This window comes from Gordonia westfalica, assembly GCF_900105725.1.
GTDB classification, from domain to species: Bacteria; Actinomycetota; Actinomycetes; order Mycobacteriales; family Mycobacteriaceae; genus Gordonia; species Gordonia westfalica.
This window is the reverse complement of sequence record NZ_FNLM01000034.1, coordinates 3,380,153-3,398,980: the sequence shown is the minus strand read 5'-3', so window position 1 is coordinate 3,398,980 and position 18,828 is coordinate 3,380,153. Positions and strand designations below refer to the sequence as shown.

The window sequence follows — 18,828 nt, the reverse complement described above, 5'->3', positions numbered from 1 at the left end:
GGGACATAGGGAGGTGGTACCGAGATGACGCAGAGTCGGGGTCGGCATCGTAGGCGGCGGTCGCCTAGTGGGCCGTTGTTGTCGGTGACGTCGGCTGTTGTGGCGGTGTCGATTTCTGCTGGTGCTGGTGTGGCGTTTGCGGTGCCGGAGCAGGGTGGGACTGATCCGTCGGATTCGGCTCCGGGTCAGGGTGGTACGAGTCCGTCTGATGTTGCGCCGGGTGGGCCGGGGCCAAGTGATGCGGTGGTGCAGCCGGTTGTTGTGCCGGGTCCGGGTTCGATTCCGGGTCCGCCGGTGGAGGCTCCGTATCAGTCGTATGACGAGTCGTTGTCGCAGAGTTATGATCAGCCGTATTCGTCGGTGATCACCAATCCTGTTGCGCCGCGGGTTGCTCCGCCGGTGCGTCCGATTGCTCCGCCGCCGGACAAGATTCGTGTGGGTAACTTTGTGGCCGATATTCCGCAGGGGTTGTCGGCGAGGGATGTCAATTCGATCAATGCGTGGTCGGCGTATGGTGAGGCGAAGATTGCTCAGGGTTTGATTTCGGTGGGTGTGCCTGAGGATGAGGCGAGTCGTCGTGCTGCTGCGACGATCATCGGTGTGATGGCTGGTGGTACGGCTGGTGCTGTGGCGCTGGGTATTCCGTCGGCGGTGGTTGGTGCGGTTGGTGGGGCTGGGGTCGGTGCGATTGCGGGAGCGATTGTGGGGACCGCACCCCCGTACTTTGTCTTGGGTCCTGAGTTCGCTGGGATCGGGGCTGGAATCGGCGCAGCGGTCGGCGGTGTCGGTGGTGCTGCAGCGGGTGCAGCGGTCGGTTTCGCGCTCGGTGGCACCGCTGGTGGTTTGCTCGCGTACTCGTTGGGTGCCGGTGATCCCGGAGCCGACCCGGATGAACCGTGGCGCGAGAGCGATCCTCGGCATGCGGTTCCTGAGACTGATGGAACAAATCAGTTTGAATCACCCTAGGTTTTGTGCCGCCTCCAATGTGGGCTGGTCCTCGGGGCCGAGGCCAGCGTAGTGGAGCGTTTCGAACTCGGTCGGGGGAATCTGGCCAATACTCGAGTGCAACCTGCTGTTGTTGTACCAGTCGACCCAACCAGCGGTCGCGAACTCGACGTCGGAGATCGTCCGGTACGGGCCGGAGTGGAAGATCGTGGTCCGGATGCACTCGGTCTTGTACAAGCCGTTCACCGACTCGGCCAGCGCGTTGTCGTAGGCGTCCCCGACCGATCCGATCGACGCTGCGATGTCTTCGAGTCGCAGACGCTCAGTCAGTGTAACCGATGTGTACTGACTTCCGGCATCCGAATGATGAATAAGCTCAGCAGCTTTCACCGGATGCCCTTCCCGATTGCGCTGCCACAGTGCCATCCGAAGCGGGACTGTCACCAACTCCACCGACTTCGATGTCGAGGCATGCCATGCCACGATTCGACGGGAGAACACGTCGATGATGAACACCACATACACCCACCCAGCCCAGGTCCGGCAGTAGGTGAAATCGGTCACCCAAACCCGGTTCGGTTCGGCAGCACTGAACTGTCGGTTCAACAGATCCTCCGCGCGGACACCATCAGCGGATCTGACGGTCGTTCGGACTCCCTTCGACCGTCGAATTCCTTGGTGGCCTAACACTTTCATCGCTCGATCAACGGCGCCATAGGACACCCCAGGCAGAGTTGTGCGATGCAGATGGGCGCGCATCTTCACCCGCCCGTAGAGGCCCTCGGGAGTCATCTTCCGCCGGCCGTCGTCACCGGTGCGCCAGACGACAGTGCGCACCGCATCGACGACGTGGGCATCAGAGACCGTCCGTGCGGCAGGCGTGCGTGATCGCCATGCCCGGTAGGTTCGTGCGGCAATCTGGCAGCCCTGCCCACGCAGGACCCGGCAGATCGACTCGACCGCAAACCCGTTGGCGCGCATTTGATCTATGAACGCCACGATCATCGGTTGCGGGGGTCGAGTTCCCCCGCGAAGAAAGTTGTCGCTGCTTTCAGAATGGCAACGTCTTCTCGTAACTGCTTGTTCTCGGCCTTGAGGCGCTTGATCTCGGCGGACTCCTTCGTAGTGGTCCCGGAGCGGGCGCCGGCATCGATCTGGGCTTGTACGGCCCATCGACGTACCGTCTCCCCGCCGACACCGACCTGCTTGGCGATCGCTTCGGCCGCGGCAGTCAACGACGTGTACTCGCCGCCGTGGGTCTCCAGCAACCGCAAGGCCCTCGAACGGACCTCCGGGTCGATTTTCTTAGGCATGTGCTCATCCTTCCTGACTCAGAAGGAAGCGGTATCAAACCTGGGGTGATTCAGTTCGAGTTCCACCTTTCCTCAGAGGATGCGCGGCGTTCGGGTCTTCCCGCCGTCGATTACGTGGTCAACAACCGTGGAGACGTGAACGTCAAGGTCAACTCATCGACCGTCAAGTGGTCTGTTGAGCAGGCGCGTTCACCGTATGTGGTTCTCGGTCCCCAAGCGGAGAAGTCCGTCCGAGACTGGACTCGGGCGCAATCGGACAACTTGAAGAAGGCGATCCCGGGTAGCGAGGTGCTCTGGCCGGCTGAGGGTAGGGCCTGGTAATCGCGCCATACCCCTGAGCGCTTGGGGCCTGCAGCCAGCAGCAAGTGTTCAACCGGTTGTTCAAAGAACGATTATAGCTACTTGGACTCAAGGAGACTTCGTATGAGAAAGCTTGTGACAGCAGCGATCACGGCGGCATTTGTAGCAGTATGCCTGGTTGGGGGAGCGGGAGCCGCAACGGCAGCTCCTATTCCGCAGGTCACATTCACCGGATACAACTTTGGGGCAGTGGGCGATCATTCGTTCTGTCGCGGTGCGATGAATGTGTCGGTGGACACTGTACCCAGGAAGCGCGGAGTCCTGCGTGTGACGGCACGTTCATTTGGATTCTCAGGTCAGGGTGCGACCTGGAAGCGGAACCCGAAGTGCAAGTTGCTGTTATGGAATGTCTACACGAGCACACGCGGACTCAACAAAGAGAAATGGGTGACGGTTTCTTTCGGGCCACGGCCTGGAGAAAAGCGGACGTGGGAGATTCCATCCGGGTCAGGGCCGGTCAGTCTGGGAATAGGCGCGTTCGCGCCCAATAACCCGGTTCGTGTGCCCGCCGGTTACGGATCGACCATCTACATGGTTGTTCCTTAAGGTAATTCTACCTGTCGATCTCAGTGCAAGGGAACGGAAGGCAGTACAGAGATGACGCAGAGTCGGGGTCGGCATCGTAGGCGGCGGTCGCCTAGTGGGCCGTTGTTGTCGGTGACGTCTGCTGTTGTGGCGGTGTCGATTTCTGCTGGTGCTGGTGCTGGTGCTGGTGTGGCGTTTGCGGTGCCGGAGCAGGGTGGGACTGATCCGTCGGATTCGGCTCCGGGTCAGGGTGGTACGAGTCCGTCTGATGTTGCGCCGGGTGCTCCGGGGCCGGGTGATGCGGTGGTGCAGCCGGTTGTTGTGCCGGGTCCGGGTTCGATTCCGGGTCCGCCGGTGGAGGCTCCGTATCAGTCGTATGACGAGTCGTTGTCGCAGAGTTATGATCAGCCGTATTCGTCGGTGATCACCAATCCTGTTGCGCCGCGGGTTGCTCCGCCGGTGCGTCCGATTGCTCCGCCGCCGGACAAGATTCGTGTGGGTAACTTTGTGGCCGATATTCCGCAGGGGTTGTCGGCGAGGGATGTCAATTCGATCAATGCGTGGTCGGCGTATGGTGAGGCGAAGATTGCTCAGGGTTTGATTTCGGTGGGTGTGCCTGAGGATGAGGCGAGTCGTCGTGCTGCTGCGACGATCATCGGTGTGATGGCTGGTGGTACGGCTGGTGCTGTTGCGCTGGGTATTCCGTCGGCGGTGGTTGGTGCGGCTGTAGGAGCGCCGATCGGTGCAGGCATTGGCGCAGCGATCGGCTCCACGCCGTTCTTCGGTGGCGTGGCGGGCGTTCCTGGGGCTTACATCGGCGCGGCGGCGGGTGCCGCAATCGGTGGCATCGGCGCAGGGGCCGCCGCGGGGGCACTTGGTTTCGCCGTTGGTGGTACTGCCGGCGGTCTTCTTGCGTACTCGCTGGGTGCAGGCGACCCCGGCGCCAATCCGGATGAACCGTGGAAGATGAACGGACCCCGTCACGCGCTGCCGGAGAACGACGGCTCGAACCAGTTCGAGTTCCATCTGTCTCCCGAAGAGGCGCGGCGCTCGGGGTTGCCTGCAGTGGATTACGTCGTCAACGGCCGTGGGGACGTGACCGTCAACGTCGGTTCGTCCAAACTCCAGTGGTCGGGCGCACAGGCGCGATCGCCGTACGCGGTGCTCGGACCTAATGTCGAGAATTCTGTTCGCGGTTGGACCAGGGCGCAGTCGGACAACTTGAAGAAAACCATCCCGGGCAGCGATGTTCTCTGGCCTGCGGAGAACCCGTCGGCCTAGTCGGGTCGAGCCCATAGACGAGTCGGCGTGCTGAATAGCGTGCTCGCCGAATGTTTGAGCAAATAGGAGAACTGAGTCAATGAAGCGCTTGGTATGCGTCGTCCTCGCCGTGATCGTCGTAGCGGCCGGCCTGGTCTTGGGTGGTGGGCAAGGTTCCGCTGCACCGCAGCTGCCGAGGATCACGGTCACGGGTGACAATATGGGCACGTTCGGAGACCACTCGTACTGCCGAGGCGTCTTGCACGTCGGTCTGACGGCAGCCCCCAGTAAGCGCGGTGTTGTTCGCGTGACGCTCACCTCATCGGGGTTCACTGGCAACGGCGCAGGGTGGAAGCGAAACCCCGTGTGCAAGCTACTGATTGGCACTGTCCACACCAGTGGTATTGCCTACGCGAAGTGGAACTTCTTCAATGTCGACTTTGGTCCGCGGCGTGGTCAGAGGGTCGTCCACGACATTCGAACGGGATCTGGTGTCGTTCAGTTCCAGGCAGTTTCGTACGCGCGCAATAGTCCTGTTCGCGTGATGCAGTCGTACGGTGTCTCGCACTACATGCTGGTTCCGTAGTCGAAATCCAGCAATGAGTCGAACGTCGTCCCAGCTTGAGTTTCGATCGCGACGGCGTTCCGCGTGGCGTAGAGGTCCCCAGCACAGAAAGGTAGTACCGAGATGACGCAGAGTCGGGGTCGGCATCGTAGGCGGCGGTCGCCTAGTGGGCCGTTGTTGTCGGTGACGTCTGCTGTTGTGGCGGTGTCGATTTCTGCTGGTGCTGGTGCTGGTGTGGCGTTTGCGGTGCCGGAGCAGGGTGGGACTGATCCGTCGGATTCGGCTCCGGGTCAGGGTGGTACGAGTCCGTCTGATGTTGCGCCGGGTGGGCCGGGGCCAAGTGATGCGGTGGTGCAGCCGGTTGTTGTGCCGGGTCCGGGTTCGATTCCGGGTCCGCCGGTGGAGGCTCCGTATCAGTCGTATGACGAGTCGTTGTCGCAGAGTTATGATCAGCCGTATTCGTCGGTGATCACCAATCCTGTTGCGCCGCGGGTTGCTCCGCCGGTGCGTCCGATTGCGCCGCCGCCGGACAAGATTCGTGTGGGTAACTTTGTGGCCGATATTCCGCAGGGGTTGTCGGCGAGGGATGTCAATTCGATCAATGCGTGGTCGGCGTATGGTGAGGCGAAGATTGCTCAGGGTTTGATTTCGGTGGGTGTGCCTGAGGATGAGGCGAGTCGTCGTGCTGCTGCGACGATCATCGGTGTGATGGCTGGTGGTACGGCTGGTGCTGTGGCGCTGGGTATTCCGTCGGCGGTGGTTGGTGCTGTTGGCGGTGCCGGGGTCGGTGCGCTCGCTGGTCTGGGAGTCAGCTGGGTCACTACCGCTGGTGCAACAGCTTTCTTTGATGTGCCTGTCGGGGCTGGAATCGGTGCTGCGGTTGGCGGGATCGGCGCTGGCGCAGCCGGTGCAGCGCTCGGCTTCGCGATCGGTGGCACCGCTGGTGGTCTCCTCGCTTACTCCCTCGGGGCTGGTGATCCAGGTGCCAACCCGGATGAGCCATGGAGGCAGAGCCGCCCCCGGCATGCGGCGCCTGAGGTAAACGGAGAGAATCAGTTTGAGTTTCACCTCTCGCCGGCCGAAGCACGTCGCTCTGGCCTCCCGGCTGTCGACTATGTCGTCAACAGCCGCGGGGATGTGAACGTCAAGGTCGGACCCTCAACCCACAAGTGGTCTGGTGGCCAGGCTCGTGCACCGTACGCGGTGTTCGGTCCGCACGCGGAGAAGTCAGTCCGAGACTGGACCAGGGCGCAATCGGACACCTTGAAGAACGCAATCCCGGGCAGTGAAGTGTTGTGGCCTGGGGAGGAGGCGAGGTAGTCCTGTCGGATTACTGACGCAGCCCGAAGCGGGAGCCATTCGTAAAGAGCCGCAACATCAATTGAGGATTCAAGTGAAGAAACTCGTAGTAACCCTGCTGGGTGTGGCAATCGCAGTGACTGCTGGGTTTGCAGGTGCCGGTGAAGTTTCCGCCGCGCCGCTTCCACAGATCAACACCAACGGCGATACCGTTGGCACCTTCGGAGATCATTCCTTCTGCAGAGGTGCTGTCGCCTTCAGAATTGCGGCCGCGGATAAGAAGCCCGGAGTTGTCCGCATCACGGCGATTTCACGTGGCTTTCTCGGCGAGGGCCCAACCTGGAAGCAGAATCCCAAGTGCACCTTCCGTATCCGCTCTGCCTACACGAGTGGCCGAGGATTGGATCTCGAGAAGTGGACCAGGGTCTCGTTCGGACCGCGCCCCGGGGAGAAGAAGACGTGGGACGTCGTGACTGGATCGGGCCCGGCCACGATTGGGCTGACCACATATGCGATCAACACCCCCGTGCGAGTTCTCCAAACTCCTAAGGGTTCGACATTCTTCATGTTGGTCCCTTAGCGCGAGGCGAATGGGTACGGCCCCTCCGTTCTGGTTCCATAAGGACTGATGACTGCTTCAACAACGCCTCGCGACGGCGACCCGCAGATCTGGGATGAGCGGGCCGCCGTCGTCTGCGGAACCGCCGGCGGGGTCGGCACGTCTGTCGTGTCGGCCCTCCTCGCCGAACATCGCGCTGCGTCGACGCTCGGCCTGCTCTCGTGGTGGGTCGATGCGTCGGGTAGCGACTGCGACATCGAACTCCGCCTCCGCGGAACCGGCAACGAAGAGTTGCTGCGCACCGCGTCGGGCACGGGTCTCTGGCTGCCGCCCGACGAGGCGGCGGTCACCGACGCCGTCGTGGAGGTATGGCGCCAGGGGGCTGTGCCGGTGATCGACGCCGGGGCGCACCCGCTGACGCTGCTGCCCGAACTCGCCGAAGACGACCTCCCCAACCTCACGCCGGTCCTCGTGATCAGCCCACGGCCGGATCTGCTCAACCGTGCGCGGGTGATCTTCACCGAGTGGGACCGCGCCGGGGTGCTCGAACACACCGTCGTCGTGATCGCTTCCCAACTGCCGGTGCCGCAGCAGGAGGGCCTCGCCGAGATGCTGGTCGGCGTCGTCTCCGGGGCTGTCGGCACGGTCATCGGCCTCGACTACGACCCGGTTCTCGGCGCCGGGACCTCGCTCGATTCGGACGCTCGACGCGGGCTCCTGCCGGCGACGGTCGAGTCGATCGCGAAACTGGCCGCAGCGACGTCGAATCAGCGCTGAACGTATTTCCAGAGTGCGGGCTGAGTACCGGAATCCGGCACTCAGCCCGCACTCTGTGTGGGTACACCCTTTCGCATCTCCGACCGAACAGGCAGCATGGGGGAGTATGACCGGGTCCACGCGCGCACCGCTCACCGCCAATCAGGCCACCGAGGTCGTCGACGACCCGTGGCGAGTCATCGCCAATCAGAAACTCGCGGCGGCCTATCGCACCAGGTCGATGGTGCGAGGCCTCGAGTTCATCACCAAGATCGTCGACGCGGCTGAAGAGGCCAATCATCATCCCGACGTCGATCTTCGTTACGGATCAGTGCATCTCGTCCTCACGACGCACAGTGCGCACCAACTCACCGAAGCCGATGTGGCCCTGGCGAACCGTATCTCGACCATCGCGTCCGACATGGAACTCGAGAAACTGGCGTCGCCCGTCGCGCAGGTCGACCTCGGTATCGACGCCCTCGACATCGCGGCCATCCGGCCGTTCTGGAAGGCCGTTCTCGGATACAAGGACGCGGACGAGAGGGAGGCCGTCGACCTGGTCGACCCGGACGGACGACTCCCCGGCGTGTGGTTCCAGCAGATGGATGGGCCTCGCCCGCAACGCAACCGGATTCACTTCGACCTCTGGCTGCCCCACGACGAAGTGCACGAACGTCTCCAGGCGGCGATCACCGCGGGCGGTCAGTTGCTCTCGGACGAGCACGCGCCCGCATGGTGGATTCTCGCCGACGCCGAAGACAACGAGGTCTGTCTCTGCACCTGGCAGGAACGGGACTGAACCGCCTGCGCATATGAGACAAGCCAGTTCGATCGCGGGGATCGAACTGGCTTGTGACACAAAAGCTTACGAGCAGAGACCCTCGTCCTGTGCGGCCTTGGCGACCGCGGCCGCGACGGCCGGTGCGACCCGGTCGTCGAGCGGGCTGGGCACGATGCGATCGGCACGCAGATCCTCGGAGGCCACCGAGAAGATCGCCTCTGCCGCAGCGATCTTCATGCCCTCGCTGATCCGGCGCGCACCCGCGTCGAGCGCACCCTTGAAGACACCCGGGAAAGCGAGCACGTTGTTGATCTGATTCGGGAAGTCGCTGCGCCCGGTCGCGACGACGGCCGCGTACTTGGCGGCGGCCTCCGGGTGGATCTCCGGATCGGGGTTCGACAGCGCGAACACGATCGAGTCGTCGTTCATCGAGGCGATGATCTCCTCGGGGATGAGGCCGGCCGAGACGCCGATGAAGACGTCTGCGCCGTCGAGTGCCTCCACGGCGCCGCCGACCAGGCCCCGCGGGTTGGTGCGGCTCGCCAGCTCGGCCTTCGACTCGTTCAGTCCGTCGCGACCCTCGGAGACGATGCCCTTCGAGTCGAGCACGATGACGTCGGTGATGCCGACTGCCAGGAGGATGTTGGCGCAGGCAACACCCGCGGCGCCGGCGCCGGAGATGACGACGCGCAGGGTGGTGATGTCACGACCCAGGTGCGTCACCGCGCCCTTCAGGGCGGCCAGGACGACGATGGCGGTGCCGTGCTGGTCGTCGTGCATGACCGGGCAGTCGAGGGCCTCGATCACGCGACGCTCGATCTCGAAGCAGCGCGGTGCCGAGATGTCCTCGAGGTTGACCGCACCGAAGCTCGGACGCAGACGGATCAGGGTCTCGACGATCTCGTCGGGGTCCTTGGTGTCCAGGACGATGGGGATCGAGTTGAGCCCGGCGAAGCTGCGGAACAGGGCGGACTTGCCCTCCATGACCGGCAGCGACGCACGCGGGCCGATGTCACCGAGGCCCAGCACGGCCGATCCGTCGCTCACCACGGCCACCAGACGGTCGGTCCAGGTGTACTTGTTCACCAGGGTGGCGTCGGTCTCGATCGCACGCGACACCTGGGCGACGCCCGGGGTGTAGGCGATCGACAGGTCGCGCTGGGTGTCGATCGGCGCGCGCAACTCGACGGACAGCTTGCCGCCGGCGTGCGCCAGGAAGATCTCGTCGTCGGTGATCGGCAGATCGGCAATGGTCGGTTCGGTGATCGGGGTGTCGCCCATACGTGTGTCCCCCATGCGTGTCTCCTCCGTGCTTGTCACGGTCGGGTCCTCCTGAATGCCGCGAAACGCGGGTTGCATCGTCTCGCCGGCCACGTTGCCCGCGAGCTATCGAGATCCGCATCGACGCGAGCGGGTGGCTCAGCGGACGCGATCAGGGCCCGTGAGCGAGGGTGACGCTCGTTACGGCCGTATTAAGTGTCTCACCGATGAGGACCGTCGCGGAAGGCGGGTCGTGCCTGGTGACGGCGTCATCGAGCACTGGTAAGGTACAACTTGTGTCTATGTCGCATACCTCTGCAGAATCCGCTGCTGAGCGGGTATACGCGGAGGTCAAAGAGCAAATCCTCACAAACGGGATCGCCGGCGGTGAGCTGATCAGCGAGGGTGAGATCGCCACGAGGTGCTCGGTCAGCCGCACTCCCGTGCGGGAGGCGTTTCTGCGTCTCGAGACCGAGGGATGGATGCGGCTCTACCCGAAGCGCGGAGCGCTCGTGGTGCCCATCGGCGACCGTGAGAAGCGCGACGTCGTCGACGCCCGACGCCTCCTCGAGGGCCACGCGGTCCGATCGGTCACCTCCCGGCCCGGCGCAGCCGCGGAACTGGCAAGGCGTCTGGCCGACAACCTCGAGGCCCACCGACGAGCCGACGCGGCCGACATCGCGGGGTTCTCGCGGCTCGACGCGGAGTTCCACCAGTTGATCGCCGCAGCCGGCGACAACCCGCTCCTCGCCGACTTCTACACGACGTTGGGGGAGCGCCACCGGCGCATGACGATCGCCTCGGTGCATCGGGACGCCGGGGTGGCGGCGCGCATCCTCACCGATCACCTCGACCTCCTCGGCGCCATCGAGGCCGCCGACGCCGACCGCTTCGAACACCTTCTGGCGGGGCACCTCGCCGGTGTCCACGACCTCCCGGGAGAACCCGCATGACCGACAAACGTGCCCGCTTCGGATGGCCCGCGGTGTCGCTGGCCGTCTTCGCGACCGCGTGGGGCGGCAACGAGTTCACCCCGTTGCTGGTCATGTACCGGCAGATCAGCGGACTCTCTCCGGTCGTCGTCGACGCGCTGCTGTTCGCGTATGTCTTCGGCATCGTGCCCGCACTGCTGATCGGCGGACCTCTGTCGGATCGCTTCGGTCGCCGTCCGCTCATGCTCCCGGCGCCCGTGTTCGCGGCGCTGGGCTCGCTGTTGCTGGCCGCCGGCTCGGAGTCGGTGGCGTTGCTGACCGCGGGACGCGTCTGCAGTGGCATCGCGCTCGGTCTCGCGATGGCGGTCGGCGGCAGCTGGATCAAGGAGCTGTCCGACCGCGACGGTGCGCGAGCCGGGGCAGGCGCAGGACGAGCGGCGATGAGCCTGACCGCCGGCTTCGGTGTCGGTGCAGGCGTCGCCGGTGTGCTCGCGCAGTGGGGGCCCTGGCCGCATGTACTGCCGTACGTGGTGAACATCCTGGTCGCGGTGTGTGCGGGCGCTCTGCTGACGGTGGTTCCCGAGACGAGGTTCCGGCAGGCGACACCGGGTCGTCTGCGTGACGACCTGCGCATCCCGGCCGCCGGTCACCGACGATTCATGCTCGTCGTGCTCCCGGTCGCACCGTGGGTGTTCGGTGCTGCCGCGTCGGCGTACGCGATCATCCCGGCGCTCATGTCGGACCGGACCTCCGGAGCGCCGATCGCCTTCGCCGCCCTGTGCTGCGTCCTCGGACTCGGCGCCGGGTTCGGCATCCAGTCGGTGGGTCGTCGCATCGACGTGCCCGGCAGTTCACGCGGCGTGGTGGTCGCCCTCACGACGCTCGTCGCGGGCATGATCGTCGCGGCGATGGCGGCGCACGTGCTGACGGTGTGGCTGTCACTCGTAGCCGCAACTCTGCTGGGCTGCGGCTACGGCATGGCGCTGATCGCCGGACTGCTCGAGGTGCAGCGCATCGCCGGGCCCGACGACCTCGCCGGACTCACCGCCGTGTTCTACAGCGTGACGTACCTGGGCTTCGCCGTCCCCGCGGTCCTCGCCTGGATCGCCGAGACCTGGACGTCCATCACCTACACGGAGATGTTCGGGTTCGGTGCAGTGGCGGCCCTGGCCTGCCTCGCCGTCGCCGCGGCCGGGCATACGCGGCACCGTCCGGAAGTCCTCCCGATGGCCGTAGAGCCGATGCCGAACGAGAGCGTCGTCACCGGACAGTCGCGCTGAGACGACGCCGGGTACCCTGCTGAGTGTTTGGTCGGGCCCGGCAGGGAGTGGAGACGGGCCCCACCGCGGGGTGACGGGCGAGTGTGGAAAGGCGCGGGGTGATGGTGCTGGCTGCGTGGGTCGTGATCGTGTCCGCGCTGGTACTGATTCTTCCCGGTGCCTTCGTGGGCCGGCGGATGAACCTGCCCTGGCCGGTGGCGTTCGCGGCCGGACCGGCGATCACCTTCGCGCTGGTCTCCATCCTCACCGTCCTGTACTCGGCCGTCGGCTTCGTGTGGAACCCGGTCTCGGCGCTCGTGGGACTGGTGCTGGCTCTCGCCGGGGCCTGGGTGTATTCGCGACTGCTGCGCACGGGAATCGGTCGTCGACTCGCGCCGGTGCCTGCGGATACAGGCGAACCACGAGTCGGACGAACCGCGATCCTGCGCGCGGGTGCCGGCCTCGGCCTCGGTGGACTGATCATCGCGATCACCTGCATCCGGCCGGTGGCCAAGACCGCCTTCGCGGGACTCGACAACATCCCGCAGGTGTGGGACTCGTTGTGGCACGCCAGTTCTCTGCGATGGATCCACGAGACCGGGATCGGTTCGGCCATGCGCATGGGCGAGCTGATGAACTACGACACCCACGGGTTCAACTACTACCCGAACACCTGGCACGCCCTGGGCGCCTTGCTGTTCCCGCTGACCGGCGCCAATCCGGTGGAGCTGTACAACACGTATTCGCCTGCAGTGCTTGCCGTGACGGTGCCGCTGGGTGTGGCATCGCTGGGCTACTGGTTCGCCCGCCATCGTTTCGACGTCGACACCTCCGCACTCATCGCGGGTACCGCCGGTGCCGTCGCGGCATTGTTCCCATCGCTGCCGTACGTCGAGGTGCAACTGACGTCGGTGCCGAATGCCGTCGGCGTCAGCCTCGCTCCGGTCGCCGCGGTCCTGGTGCTGAGCGTCGTCCGGGACCGGTCCCGAGTACTACCGGCTGCGCTCGCGGTGGCCGGTGTGACCGCCACCCACCCCTCCGGTCTGATCCTGGTCGGCGTCATCGTCGGACTGTGGTGGTTGTGCGAGGGGCTGTGGCGACCGGCGGCGAGCCGTCTTACCGACCTCGCGACGTTGGCCGTCACCGCGGTCCTCACCCTGATCCTGATCTTCCCGGTGGTACTCGGCACGATCCGCGTCGCCGACACCAACGAACTCCCGTTCTTCGACTTCCGCGAGGAAGGGATCGGAGTTCTGCGCGGCCTGGCGCAGGGTGCCTTCAACGGCACGATCCCGCTCGAACTCAACCACTTCCCGGTGTGGCCGCTGATCATCGTGACCGTTCTCGGCCTCGGAGTCCTCGCGTGGCTGCGGTGCTGGGCCGGACTCGCCGCCTGGCTGGTCTTCGCGCTCGTGACGACCAATTCGGTGGTGTCGCTCGGCCCGCTGTCGTACCCGCTCGGCGCGATCGGCGGCTACTTCTACAACTCGCCGCACCGACTCACCTTCGTCGTCGCCATCTTCTCGGCCGCGGCCGCGGGCGTCGCGATCGGCGTTGCCGTGGTCGCGCTGATCGGTGTCATCGGGAGGCGGCTCGGGCAGTCCGACGAGGCTCCCGCCAAGGGCACGAGTCGGGCGGGGTGGCTGGTCGCCGCCACGTACGTGGCGCTGCTGGTCCTGATCGCCGGCGCCGCGGTGGTCCGCTACCCGCCGAATGCGCAGATCGCATCGAAGGAGCGGGGCGGCAAATATGTCGGTCCCGACGACCTCGCCGCGTATGCGTGGCTCGCCTCGCAGCCCGACGCCCAGGACGTGCTCGTCCTCAACAACCTCGACCAGGGCACCGGCTGGCTGTACCCGGTCACCGGCGTCACCCCGATGTTCCCGTTCTACCGCGCCAACGAGTTCTCCGATCGGCAGCGCGACGTCTTCTGGGGTGTTGCGAAGATCGGCGCCGACCCCGCGATCGACCAGATCGTCCGGGACATGAACGTGCACTACGTGATCGACTCCCCGACGAGCTACTGGGAGTTCCAGCGCGGCCGACCCGACCCCGAGAACGGGCACCAGGGCGACCCGTTCCTGGAGCTGCGCGAGAACGGCGCACCCGGCCTGACCGAGGTGTTCCGCCAGGGCGAGGCCGTCGTCTACCGCGTCAACGACCTGGTTTACCCACCGGCGCCGGTCGAAGGTGTGCCGCCGGTCGAGGCCCCGCCCGCCGGCTGACCGATTCGATTCCCGCGTTCCGGTTTTCCCTCCCGCTGGTCGGATCCAATAGTGCAAGGGAACAGAACCACGGAAGGGAAGCGCACACGCGGCAATCGGACCCGCGCTAGCGTCGAGACATGCAGTCGTGGATGTGTGTCTTCTGCGCAAACGAGTTCGCGCCCGACGCGGACCTCCCGGAGGTCTGCCCGATCTGCGACGACGACCGGCAGTGGATTCCGGCGAGCGGGCAGCAGTGGATGCGGCTCGACGAGAACGCCGACAACGCGCTCGATGTTGCCGAGGTGGAGCCGGGTCTCATCCGGCTTTCACTGCGACCGCCCGTCGGCATCGGTCAGCAAGGATTCCTGGTGGCCACTTTGAACGGGAACATCCTCTGGGAGCCGCCGGGGTTCATCGGCCCGTCCCTCGTCGGCTGGCTGGAGGAACACGGCGGTGTCGAGGCCATCGCCGCCAGCCATCCGCACCTCTACGGCGCCAGTGTCTCGCTCAGCCACCGGTTCGGCGGCGTCCCGGTCTTCTACAACGATCTCGATCGTCGATGGTTGACCCGGCCGGACCCGGTGGTCGAATTCTGGTCCGGCGAGGCCGAGGTTCTCGGCGGAGTGCGACTCGTCCAGTGCGGCGGTCACTTTCCCGGCAGTGCGGTGCTGCACCTACCGGACGCTGCCGACGGCCGGGGAGTGCTGCTGACCGGCGACACGGTCAAGGGCGTCATGCAGCCGGGGACGGTGACGTTCATGCGCAGCTACCCGAACATGATCCCGTTGTCGCCCAGGCTGGTTCGTCAGATCGTCGACCGGGTCGCGGAGCTACCGTTCAACCGGCTGTACGACGCGTTCGGGGTGGTCGTCGACGCGAATGCGCGCGAGGTCGTCGAGACGTCGGCCCAGCGCTACATCGGCTGGGCCACCGACGAGATCGTCGACCCCGACGATCCGTTCGCCGCTCGGTGACCGCTCAGGCGTCCGGATAACCCGTCGGATTCCCCGACTGCCAGCGCCAGGTGTCGGCGCACATGTCGTCGATCGTCTTGGTGGCGTGCCAGTTCAGGTCGGCATTCGCGCGGGTGGGATCGGCGTACGACGCGGCGATGTCGCCGGCACGGCGCGGGGCGATCTCGTATGGAATCGGCTTGCCGCTGGCCTTCTCGAAAGCGTGCACCACCTCGAGGACCGAAACACCTTGCCCGGTACCCAGATTCCAGGTCGACATGCCGGTGTCGGCGGTGCTGATGCGATCAAGCGCGGCAACGTGGCCGGCGGCGAGGTCGTCGACGTGGATGTAGTCACGGACGCCGGTGCCGTCGGGGGTGTCGTAGTCGCCGCCGAACACGGACAGCTTCTCGCGACGGCCGACCGCGACCTGCGCGACGAACGGCATCAGATTGTTCGGGATGCCTGACGGATCCTCACCGATCTGACCGCTCGGGTGCGCACCCACCGGGTTGAAGTAGCGCAACGCGGCGATCCGCCAGGCGTCGGAACTGGCCGCGACGTCGCGCAGCACCTGCTCGATCATCACCTTGGTCCAGCCGTACGGATTGGTCGCCGAGGTCGGGAGGTCCTCGGTCATCGGCAACTCGGGGTCGGCGCCGTAGACGGTCGCCGACGACGAGAACACCAGCGTGTGCACGTTGTGGCGCTCCATCGCCCGCAACAGCGAGAACGTGGTGCCGAGGTTGTTCTGGTAGTAGTCCAGCGGCTTGGCCACCGACTCGCCGACCGCCTTGTACCCGGCGAAATGGATGACCGCGTCGATGTCCTCGTGGGCGAAGAAATGCTCGGTCTTGTCCACATCCGCGAGGTCGAAGGCGTGCACCGGGACGGACCGACCGGTCAACGCCTCGAGCCGACCGACGACGGTGGGCTTGGCATTGCTGAAGTCGTCGACGATGACGACGTCATGTCCGGCGGAGACCAGCTGGATGACGGTGTGCGAGCCGATGTAGCCCGCGCCGCCGCTCACGAGTACGCGCATGAGAACACCGTAGGCCGCGGAACTGGGAGAACGCCAAACGGCGGGGCCTCCCCCTTGCCGCCTGAGGTGTGAGGAGCGCAAGCCGCCGGGCTGAGTAAGCGACGAAGGAGCGCATCGAAGTCGACGAGCCACGAAGGCCTGGTGACCTCCGTCGCGGCTAGCCCGTCACGCGTTCGGTGGTGGCGTATTTCTGTTCGACGGCGTCTTTGGCGGGTTGCCACCAGTCGGTGTTGTCGCGGTACCAGTCGATGGTGGCGGCGAGACCGGCGCGGAAGTCGACATACTTCGGGGTCCAGCCGAGTTCGGTGCGCAGGCGGGTGGAGTCGATGGCGTAGCGGCGATCGTGGCCGGGGCGGTCGGTGACGAAGTCGAACGAATCTTTCGGTTGGTCGAGGAGTTCGAGGATGGTTTCGACGACGGTGCGGTTGTCGACCTCGCCGTCGGCGCCGATCAGGTAGGTTTCGCCGATCTGGCCGTTGTCGATGATGGTCCACACGGCGTCGTTGTGGTCGTCGACGTGGATCCAGTCGCGGACGTTGCGGCCGTCGCCGTAGAGCTTGGGTCGTACTCCGGACAGGACGTTGGTGATCTGGCGGGGGATGAACTTCTCGATGTGTTGGTACGGGCCGTAGTTGTTGGAGCAGTTGGAGATGGTCGCGGCGACGCCGAAGGACCGTACCCAGGCGCGCACGAGGAGGTCGGAGCCGGCTTTGGTCGAGGAGTAGGGGCTCGACGGGTTGTAGGCGGTGGCTTCGGTGAAGCGGGCCGGGTCGTCGAGGTCGAGGTCGCCGTAGACCTCGTCGGTGCTGATGTGGTGGTAGCGGACCTGGTGGGCGCGGACGGCTTCGAGCAGGGTGTAGGTGCCCACCAGGTTGGTGTGGACGAAGGCCGAGGGGTCGGCCAGGGAGTTGTCGTTGTGGGATTCGGCGGCGAAGTGCACCACCAGATCCGCTTCGCCGACCAGGCGGTGGACCAGGGCGGCGTCGGCGATGTCGCCTTCGATGAGCTCGACGCGGTCGGCGACCGGGGCCAGGGTCTCGGGGTTGGCGGCGTAGGTGAGTTTGTCGAGCACGCGGATCGAGGCGTCGGGGCGGGTGGCCAGGGTGCGCAGCACGAAGTTGGCGCCGATGAAACCGGCACCACCGGTCACGAGAACACGCACGTGTCGATTCCTTCCGCCCGAGGACTGGTGGACGTCACTCTACCGAGGCACCGGGTGGGCGCCCAGGGTGTGCACACGGTGGGCCGGATCGTCGGGCACTAGGCTGAGGCGCATGCGAGGGATCATTCTGGCCGGCGGTACGGGCACGCGCCTGCATCCGATCACGCAGGGTGTGAGCAAGCAGCTCGTCCCGGTCTACGACAAGCCGATGATCTACTACCCGCTCTCGACGCTGATGCTCGCCGGCATCGGCGACATCCTCGTCATCACCACCCCGCACGACGCGCCTGCCTTCCAGGGACTACTCGGCAACGGTGACCAGTTCGGCATCAACCTCACCTACAAGACCCAGCCCTCACCCGACGGTCTCGCCCAGGCCTTCACCCTCGGCGCCGATCACATCGGCGACGAGTCGGTGGCACTCGTGCTGGGCGACAACATCTTCTACGGGCCTGGTCTCGGTAGTCAGTTGCAGGGTTTCGAGAACGTCGATGGCGGTGCGGTCTTCGCCTACTGGGTGTCCAATCCGGAGGCGTACGGCGTGGTCGACTTCGATGCCGACGGGACGGCGATCTCGCTGGAAGAGAAGCCGGCACAGCCGAAGTCGAATTTCGCCGTCCCCGGCCTGTACTTCTACGACAACGACGTCGTCGAGATCGCCCGCGGGCTGAAGCCCAGCGCCCGCGGCGAATACGAGATCACCGACATCAACGCCCACTATCTCGAACGCGGCAAACTGTCGGTGACCGTCCTGCCGCGCGGCACCGCGTGGCTCGACACCGGAACCTTCGACAGTCTCCTCGATGCCGGCAACTTCGTTCGCACGGTCGAACAACGTCAAGGCCTCAAAATCGCTGTGCCGGAAGAGATCGCGTGGCGTCGTGGATTCCTCGACGACGACGCCCTCCGTTCTCGCGCGGAGAAACTGCGCAAGTCCGGATACGGTGACTACCTGCTCGAACTCCTGCAGCGAGGCAAGGGATTTTGAGTTCACATCAGATGCGAAAGGCTCATCCATGAAGGTGCGACCGCTCACGATCGACGGCGCGTGGGAACTCACCCCGGTCCAGCACGGCGACGCACGCGGGCTGTTCGCGGAGGCGTTCAAGGGTGACCTGCTGGCCGAGGTGATCGGGCACCGCTTCGATCTCGCCCAGGTCAACCTCTCGGTGTCCGCGGCGGGCGTGTTGCGCGGCGTGCACTTCGCCGATGTGCCTCCGGGACAGGCGAAGTACGTGACCTGCGCGACCGGAGCGATCCTCGATGTCATCGTCGACATCCGTGTCGGTTCGCCGACGTTCGGCACCTACGACACCGTCCTGCTCGACGACGTCGACCGTCGCGCGGTCTACCTGTCGGAAGGACTCGGACACGCCTTCTGTGCGCTGGCCGACAACTCGACCGTCACCTACCTCTGCTCCACCGGCTACAACCCGTCCGGTGAGCACGGCATCAACCCGCTCGACCCCGACCTCGGTATCGAGTGGCCGACACACGCCCGTGACGGATCGCCGCTGGAGTACGAACTGTCCGAGAAGGACACCACCGCACCGGGTCTCACCGAGGCGCGGGAATCGGGACTGCTGCCGGACCACGCCGACGTCGCCGCCTACCTGCGGGGACTCGCCGCGGAGTAGCGAAGTTCCA

At 65.3% G+C, this 18,828-nt stretch carries 16 protein-coding genes, 1 pseudogene and 1 other annotated feature; of the genes and pseudogenes, 13 read left to right on the top strand and 4 right to left on the bottom strand.

Features of this window, described 5'->3' with window-relative positions; genetic code table 11:
- Positions 1-24: 24 nt before the first annotated feature.
- Positions 25-957 (top strand): annotated as a pseudogene (locus tag BLU62_RS21035) (hypothetical protein); the annotation flags it as partial.
- On the opposite strand, the gene BLU62_RS21030 reads toward BLU62_RS21035, so the two are convergent.
- A protein-coding gene (locus BLU62_RS21030; RefSeq protein ID WP_099047828.1) for an IS3 family transposase occupies positions 958-2,258 on the bottom strand; the annotation gives its coding sequence in 2 pieces (ribosomal slippage) (positions 958-1,985 and positions 1,985-2,258; 1,302 coding nt in all).
- Positions 1,855-1,986, bottom strand: a sequence feature (AL1L pseudoknot). It overlaps the preceding gene by 132 nt.
- Positions 2,259-2,303: 45 nt before the next feature.
- Here BLU62_RS21030 and BLU62_RS21020 point away from each other — a divergent pair.
- The 6 genes from BLU62_RS21020 to BLU62_RS20985 all read left to right on the top strand — a co-directional run bounded on the left by BLU62_RS21020 (position 2,304) and on the right by BLU62_RS20985 (position 8,381).
- Positions 2,304-2,579 carry a hypothetical protein gene (locus BLU62_RS21020; protein ID WP_244278278.1) on the top strand — a complete coding sequence of 92 codons (276 nt, stop codon included), beginning with the start codon at positions 2,304-2,306 and terminating at the stop codon, positions 2,577-2,579.
- A 636-nt stretch (positions 2,580-3,215) separates the two neighbouring features.
- Positions 3,216-4,424 carry a hypothetical protein gene (locus BLU62_RS21010; protein WP_074851921.1) on the top strand — a complete coding sequence of 403 codons (1,209 nt, stop codon included), beginning with the start codon at positions 3,216-3,218 and terminating at the stop codon, positions 4,422-4,424.
- 667 nt (positions 4,425-5,091) lie between these two features.
- Positions 5,092-6,288 (top strand): hypothetical protein, encoded by a 1,197-nt coding sequence (locus BLU62_RS21000; RefSeq protein WP_244278277.1) that lies wholly within the window; start codon positions 5,092-5,094, stop codon positions 6,286-6,288.
- Positions 6,289-6,361: 73 nt separating this feature from the next.
- The gene (locus tag BLU62_RS20995) at positions 6,362-6,847 is read left to right on the top strand and encodes an enoyl-CoA hydratase (RefSeq protein WP_074851918.1); all 486 of its coding nucleotides are present in this window, start codon (positions 6,362-6,364) and stop codon (positions 6,845-6,847) included.
- Positions 6,848-6,895: 48 nt separating this feature from the next.
- Positions 6,896-7,603 carry a hypothetical protein gene (locus BLU62_RS20990; protein WP_074851917.1) on the top strand — a complete coding sequence of 236 codons (708 nt, stop codon included), beginning with the start codon at positions 6,896-6,898 and terminating at the stop codon, positions 7,601-7,603.
- A 106-nt stretch (positions 7,604-7,709) separates the two neighbouring features.
- On the top strand, positions 7,710-8,381 hold the full coding sequence (locus tag BLU62_RS20985; protein ID WP_074851916.1) for a VOC family protein: 672 nt from the start codon (positions 7,710-7,712) through the stop codon (positions 8,379-8,381).
- Positions 8,382-8,447: 66 nt separating this feature from the next.
- On the opposite strand, the gene BLU62_RS20980 is transcribed toward BLU62_RS20985, so the two are convergent.
- Positions 8,448-9,644, bottom strand: a complete 1,197-nt coding sequence (locus BLU62_RS20980; protein WP_074853069.1) for an NAD(P)-dependent malic enzyme — start codon at positions 9,642-9,644, stop codon at positions 8,448-8,450.
- Between the two features lie 281 nt (positions 9,645-9,925).
- Between BLU62_RS20980 and BLU62_RS20975 the strand changes: the two genes are divergently transcribed.
- The 4 genes from BLU62_RS20975 to BLU62_RS20960 all read left to right on the top strand — a co-directional run bounded on the left by BLU62_RS20975 (position 9,926) and on the right by BLU62_RS20960 (position 14,995).
- Positions 9,926-10,576, top strand: a complete 651-nt coding sequence (locus tag BLU62_RS20975; protein ID WP_074851915.1) for a GntR family transcriptional regulator — start codon at positions 9,926-9,928, stop codon at positions 10,574-10,576.
- Positions 10,573-11,835: an MFS transporter gene (locus BLU62_RS20970; RefSeq protein WP_074851914.1), complete on the top strand. Its 1,263-nt coding sequence runs from the start codon at positions 10,573-10,575 to the stop codon at positions 11,833-11,835. The genes BLU62_RS20975 and BLU62_RS20970 overlap by 4 nt, the downstream gene beginning before the upstream one ends.
- 101 nt (positions 11,836-11,936) lie before the next feature.
- Positions 11,937-14,039: a DUF6541 family protein gene (locus BLU62_RS20965; protein ID WP_074851913.1), complete on the top strand. Its 2,103-nt coding sequence runs from the start codon at positions 11,937-11,939 to the stop codon at positions 14,037-14,039.
- A 119-nt stretch (positions 14,040-14,158) separates the two neighbouring features.
- A complete protein-coding gene (locus BLU62_RS20960) occupies positions 14,159-14,995 on the top strand; it encodes an MBL fold metallo-hydrolase (RefSeq protein ID WP_074851912.1) in 837 nt (278 codons plus the stop codon).
- Between the two features lie 4 nt (positions 14,996-14,999).
- On the opposite strand, the gene galE is transcribed toward BLU62_RS20960, so the two are convergent.
- The gene (gene galE, locus BLU62_RS20955; protein WP_074851911.1) at positions 15,000-16,019 is read right to left on the bottom strand and encodes a UDP-glucose 4-epimerase GalE; all 1,020 of its coding nucleotides are present in this window, start codon (positions 16,017-16,019) and stop codon (positions 15,000-15,002) included.
- 157 nt (positions 16,020-16,176) lie between these two features.
- Complete coding sequence (rfbB, locus tag BLU62_RS20950) at positions 16,177-17,181, bottom strand: dTDP-glucose 4,6-dehydratase (RefSeq protein WP_074851910.1); 1,005 nt, start codon at positions 17,179-17,181, stop codon at positions 16,177-16,179.
- A 112-nt stretch (positions 17,182-17,293) separates the two neighbouring features.
- On the opposite strand from rfbB, the gene rfbA reads away from it, so the two are divergent.
- Together rfbA and BLU62_RS20940 are read left to right on the top strand one after the other, a co-directional pair.
- A complete protein-coding gene (rfbA, locus tag BLU62_RS20945; protein ID WP_074851909.1) occupies positions 17,294-18,169 on the top strand; it encodes a glucose-1-phosphate thymidylyltransferase RfbA in 876 nt (291 codons plus the stop codon).
- Positions 18,170-18,197: 28 nt separating this feature from the next.
- Complete coding sequence (locus BLU62_RS20940; protein ID WP_074851908.1) at positions 18,198-18,818, top strand: dTDP-4-dehydrorhamnose 3,5-epimerase family protein; 621 nt, start codon at positions 18,198-18,200, stop codon at positions 18,816-18,818.
- The last annotated feature ends 10 nt before the right edge of the window (positions 18,819-18,828 follow it).

What these genes read in the sequence shown, in the direction of transcription:
- BLU62_RS21000 (WP_244278277.1), top strand. Translation starts at nt 5,092, where the DNA reads ATGACGCAGAGTCGGGGTCGGCATCGTAGGCGGCGGTCGCCTAGTGGG.
- BLU62_RS20985 (WP_074851916.1), top strand. Translation starts at nt 7,710, where the DNA reads ATGACCGGGTCCACGCGCGCACCGCTCACCGCCAATCAGGCCACCGAG.
- BLU62_RS20965 (WP_074851913.1), top strand. Translation starts at nt 11,937, where the DNA reads ATGGTGCTGGCTGCGTGGGTCGTGATCGTGTCCGCGCTGGTACTGATT.
- BLU62_RS20970 (WP_074851914.1), top strand. Translation starts at nt 10,573, where the DNA reads ATGACCGACAAACGTGCCCGCTTCGGATGGCCCGCGGTGTCGCTGGCC.
- BLU62_RS20980 (WP_074853069.1), bottom strand. Translation starts at nt 9,644, where the DNA reads ATGGGCGACACCCCGATCACCGAACCGACCATTGCCGATCTGCCGATC.
- BLU62_RS20990 (WP_074851917.1), top strand. Translation starts at nt 6,896, where the DNA reads ATGACTGCTTCAACAACGCCTCGCGACGGCGACCCGCAGATCTGGGAT.
- BLU62_RS21010 (WP_074851921.1), top strand. Translation starts at nt 3,216, where the DNA reads ATGACGCAGAGTCGGGGTCGGCATCGTAGGCGGCGGTCGCCTAGTGGG.
- galE (WP_074851911.1), bottom strand. Translation starts at nt 16,019, where the DNA reads ATGCGCGTACTCGTGAGCGGCGGCGCGGGCTACATCGGCTCGCACACC.
- BLU62_RS20975 (WP_074851915.1), top strand. Translation starts at nt 9,926, where the DNA reads ATGTCGCATACCTCTGCAGAATCCGCTGCTGAGCGGGTATACGCGGAG.
- BLU62_RS20940 (WP_074851908.1), top strand. Translation starts at nt 18,198, where the DNA reads ATGAAGGTGCGACCGCTCACGATCGACGGCGCGTGGGAACTCACCCCG.
- BLU62_RS20960 (WP_074851912.1), top strand. Translation starts at nt 14,159, where the DNA reads ATGCAGTCGTGGATGTGTGTCTTCTGCGCAAACGAGTTCGCGCCCGAC.
- rfbA (WP_074851909.1), top strand. Translation starts at nt 17,294, where the DNA reads ATGCGAGGGATCATTCTGGCCGGCGGTACGGGCACGCGCCTGCATCCG.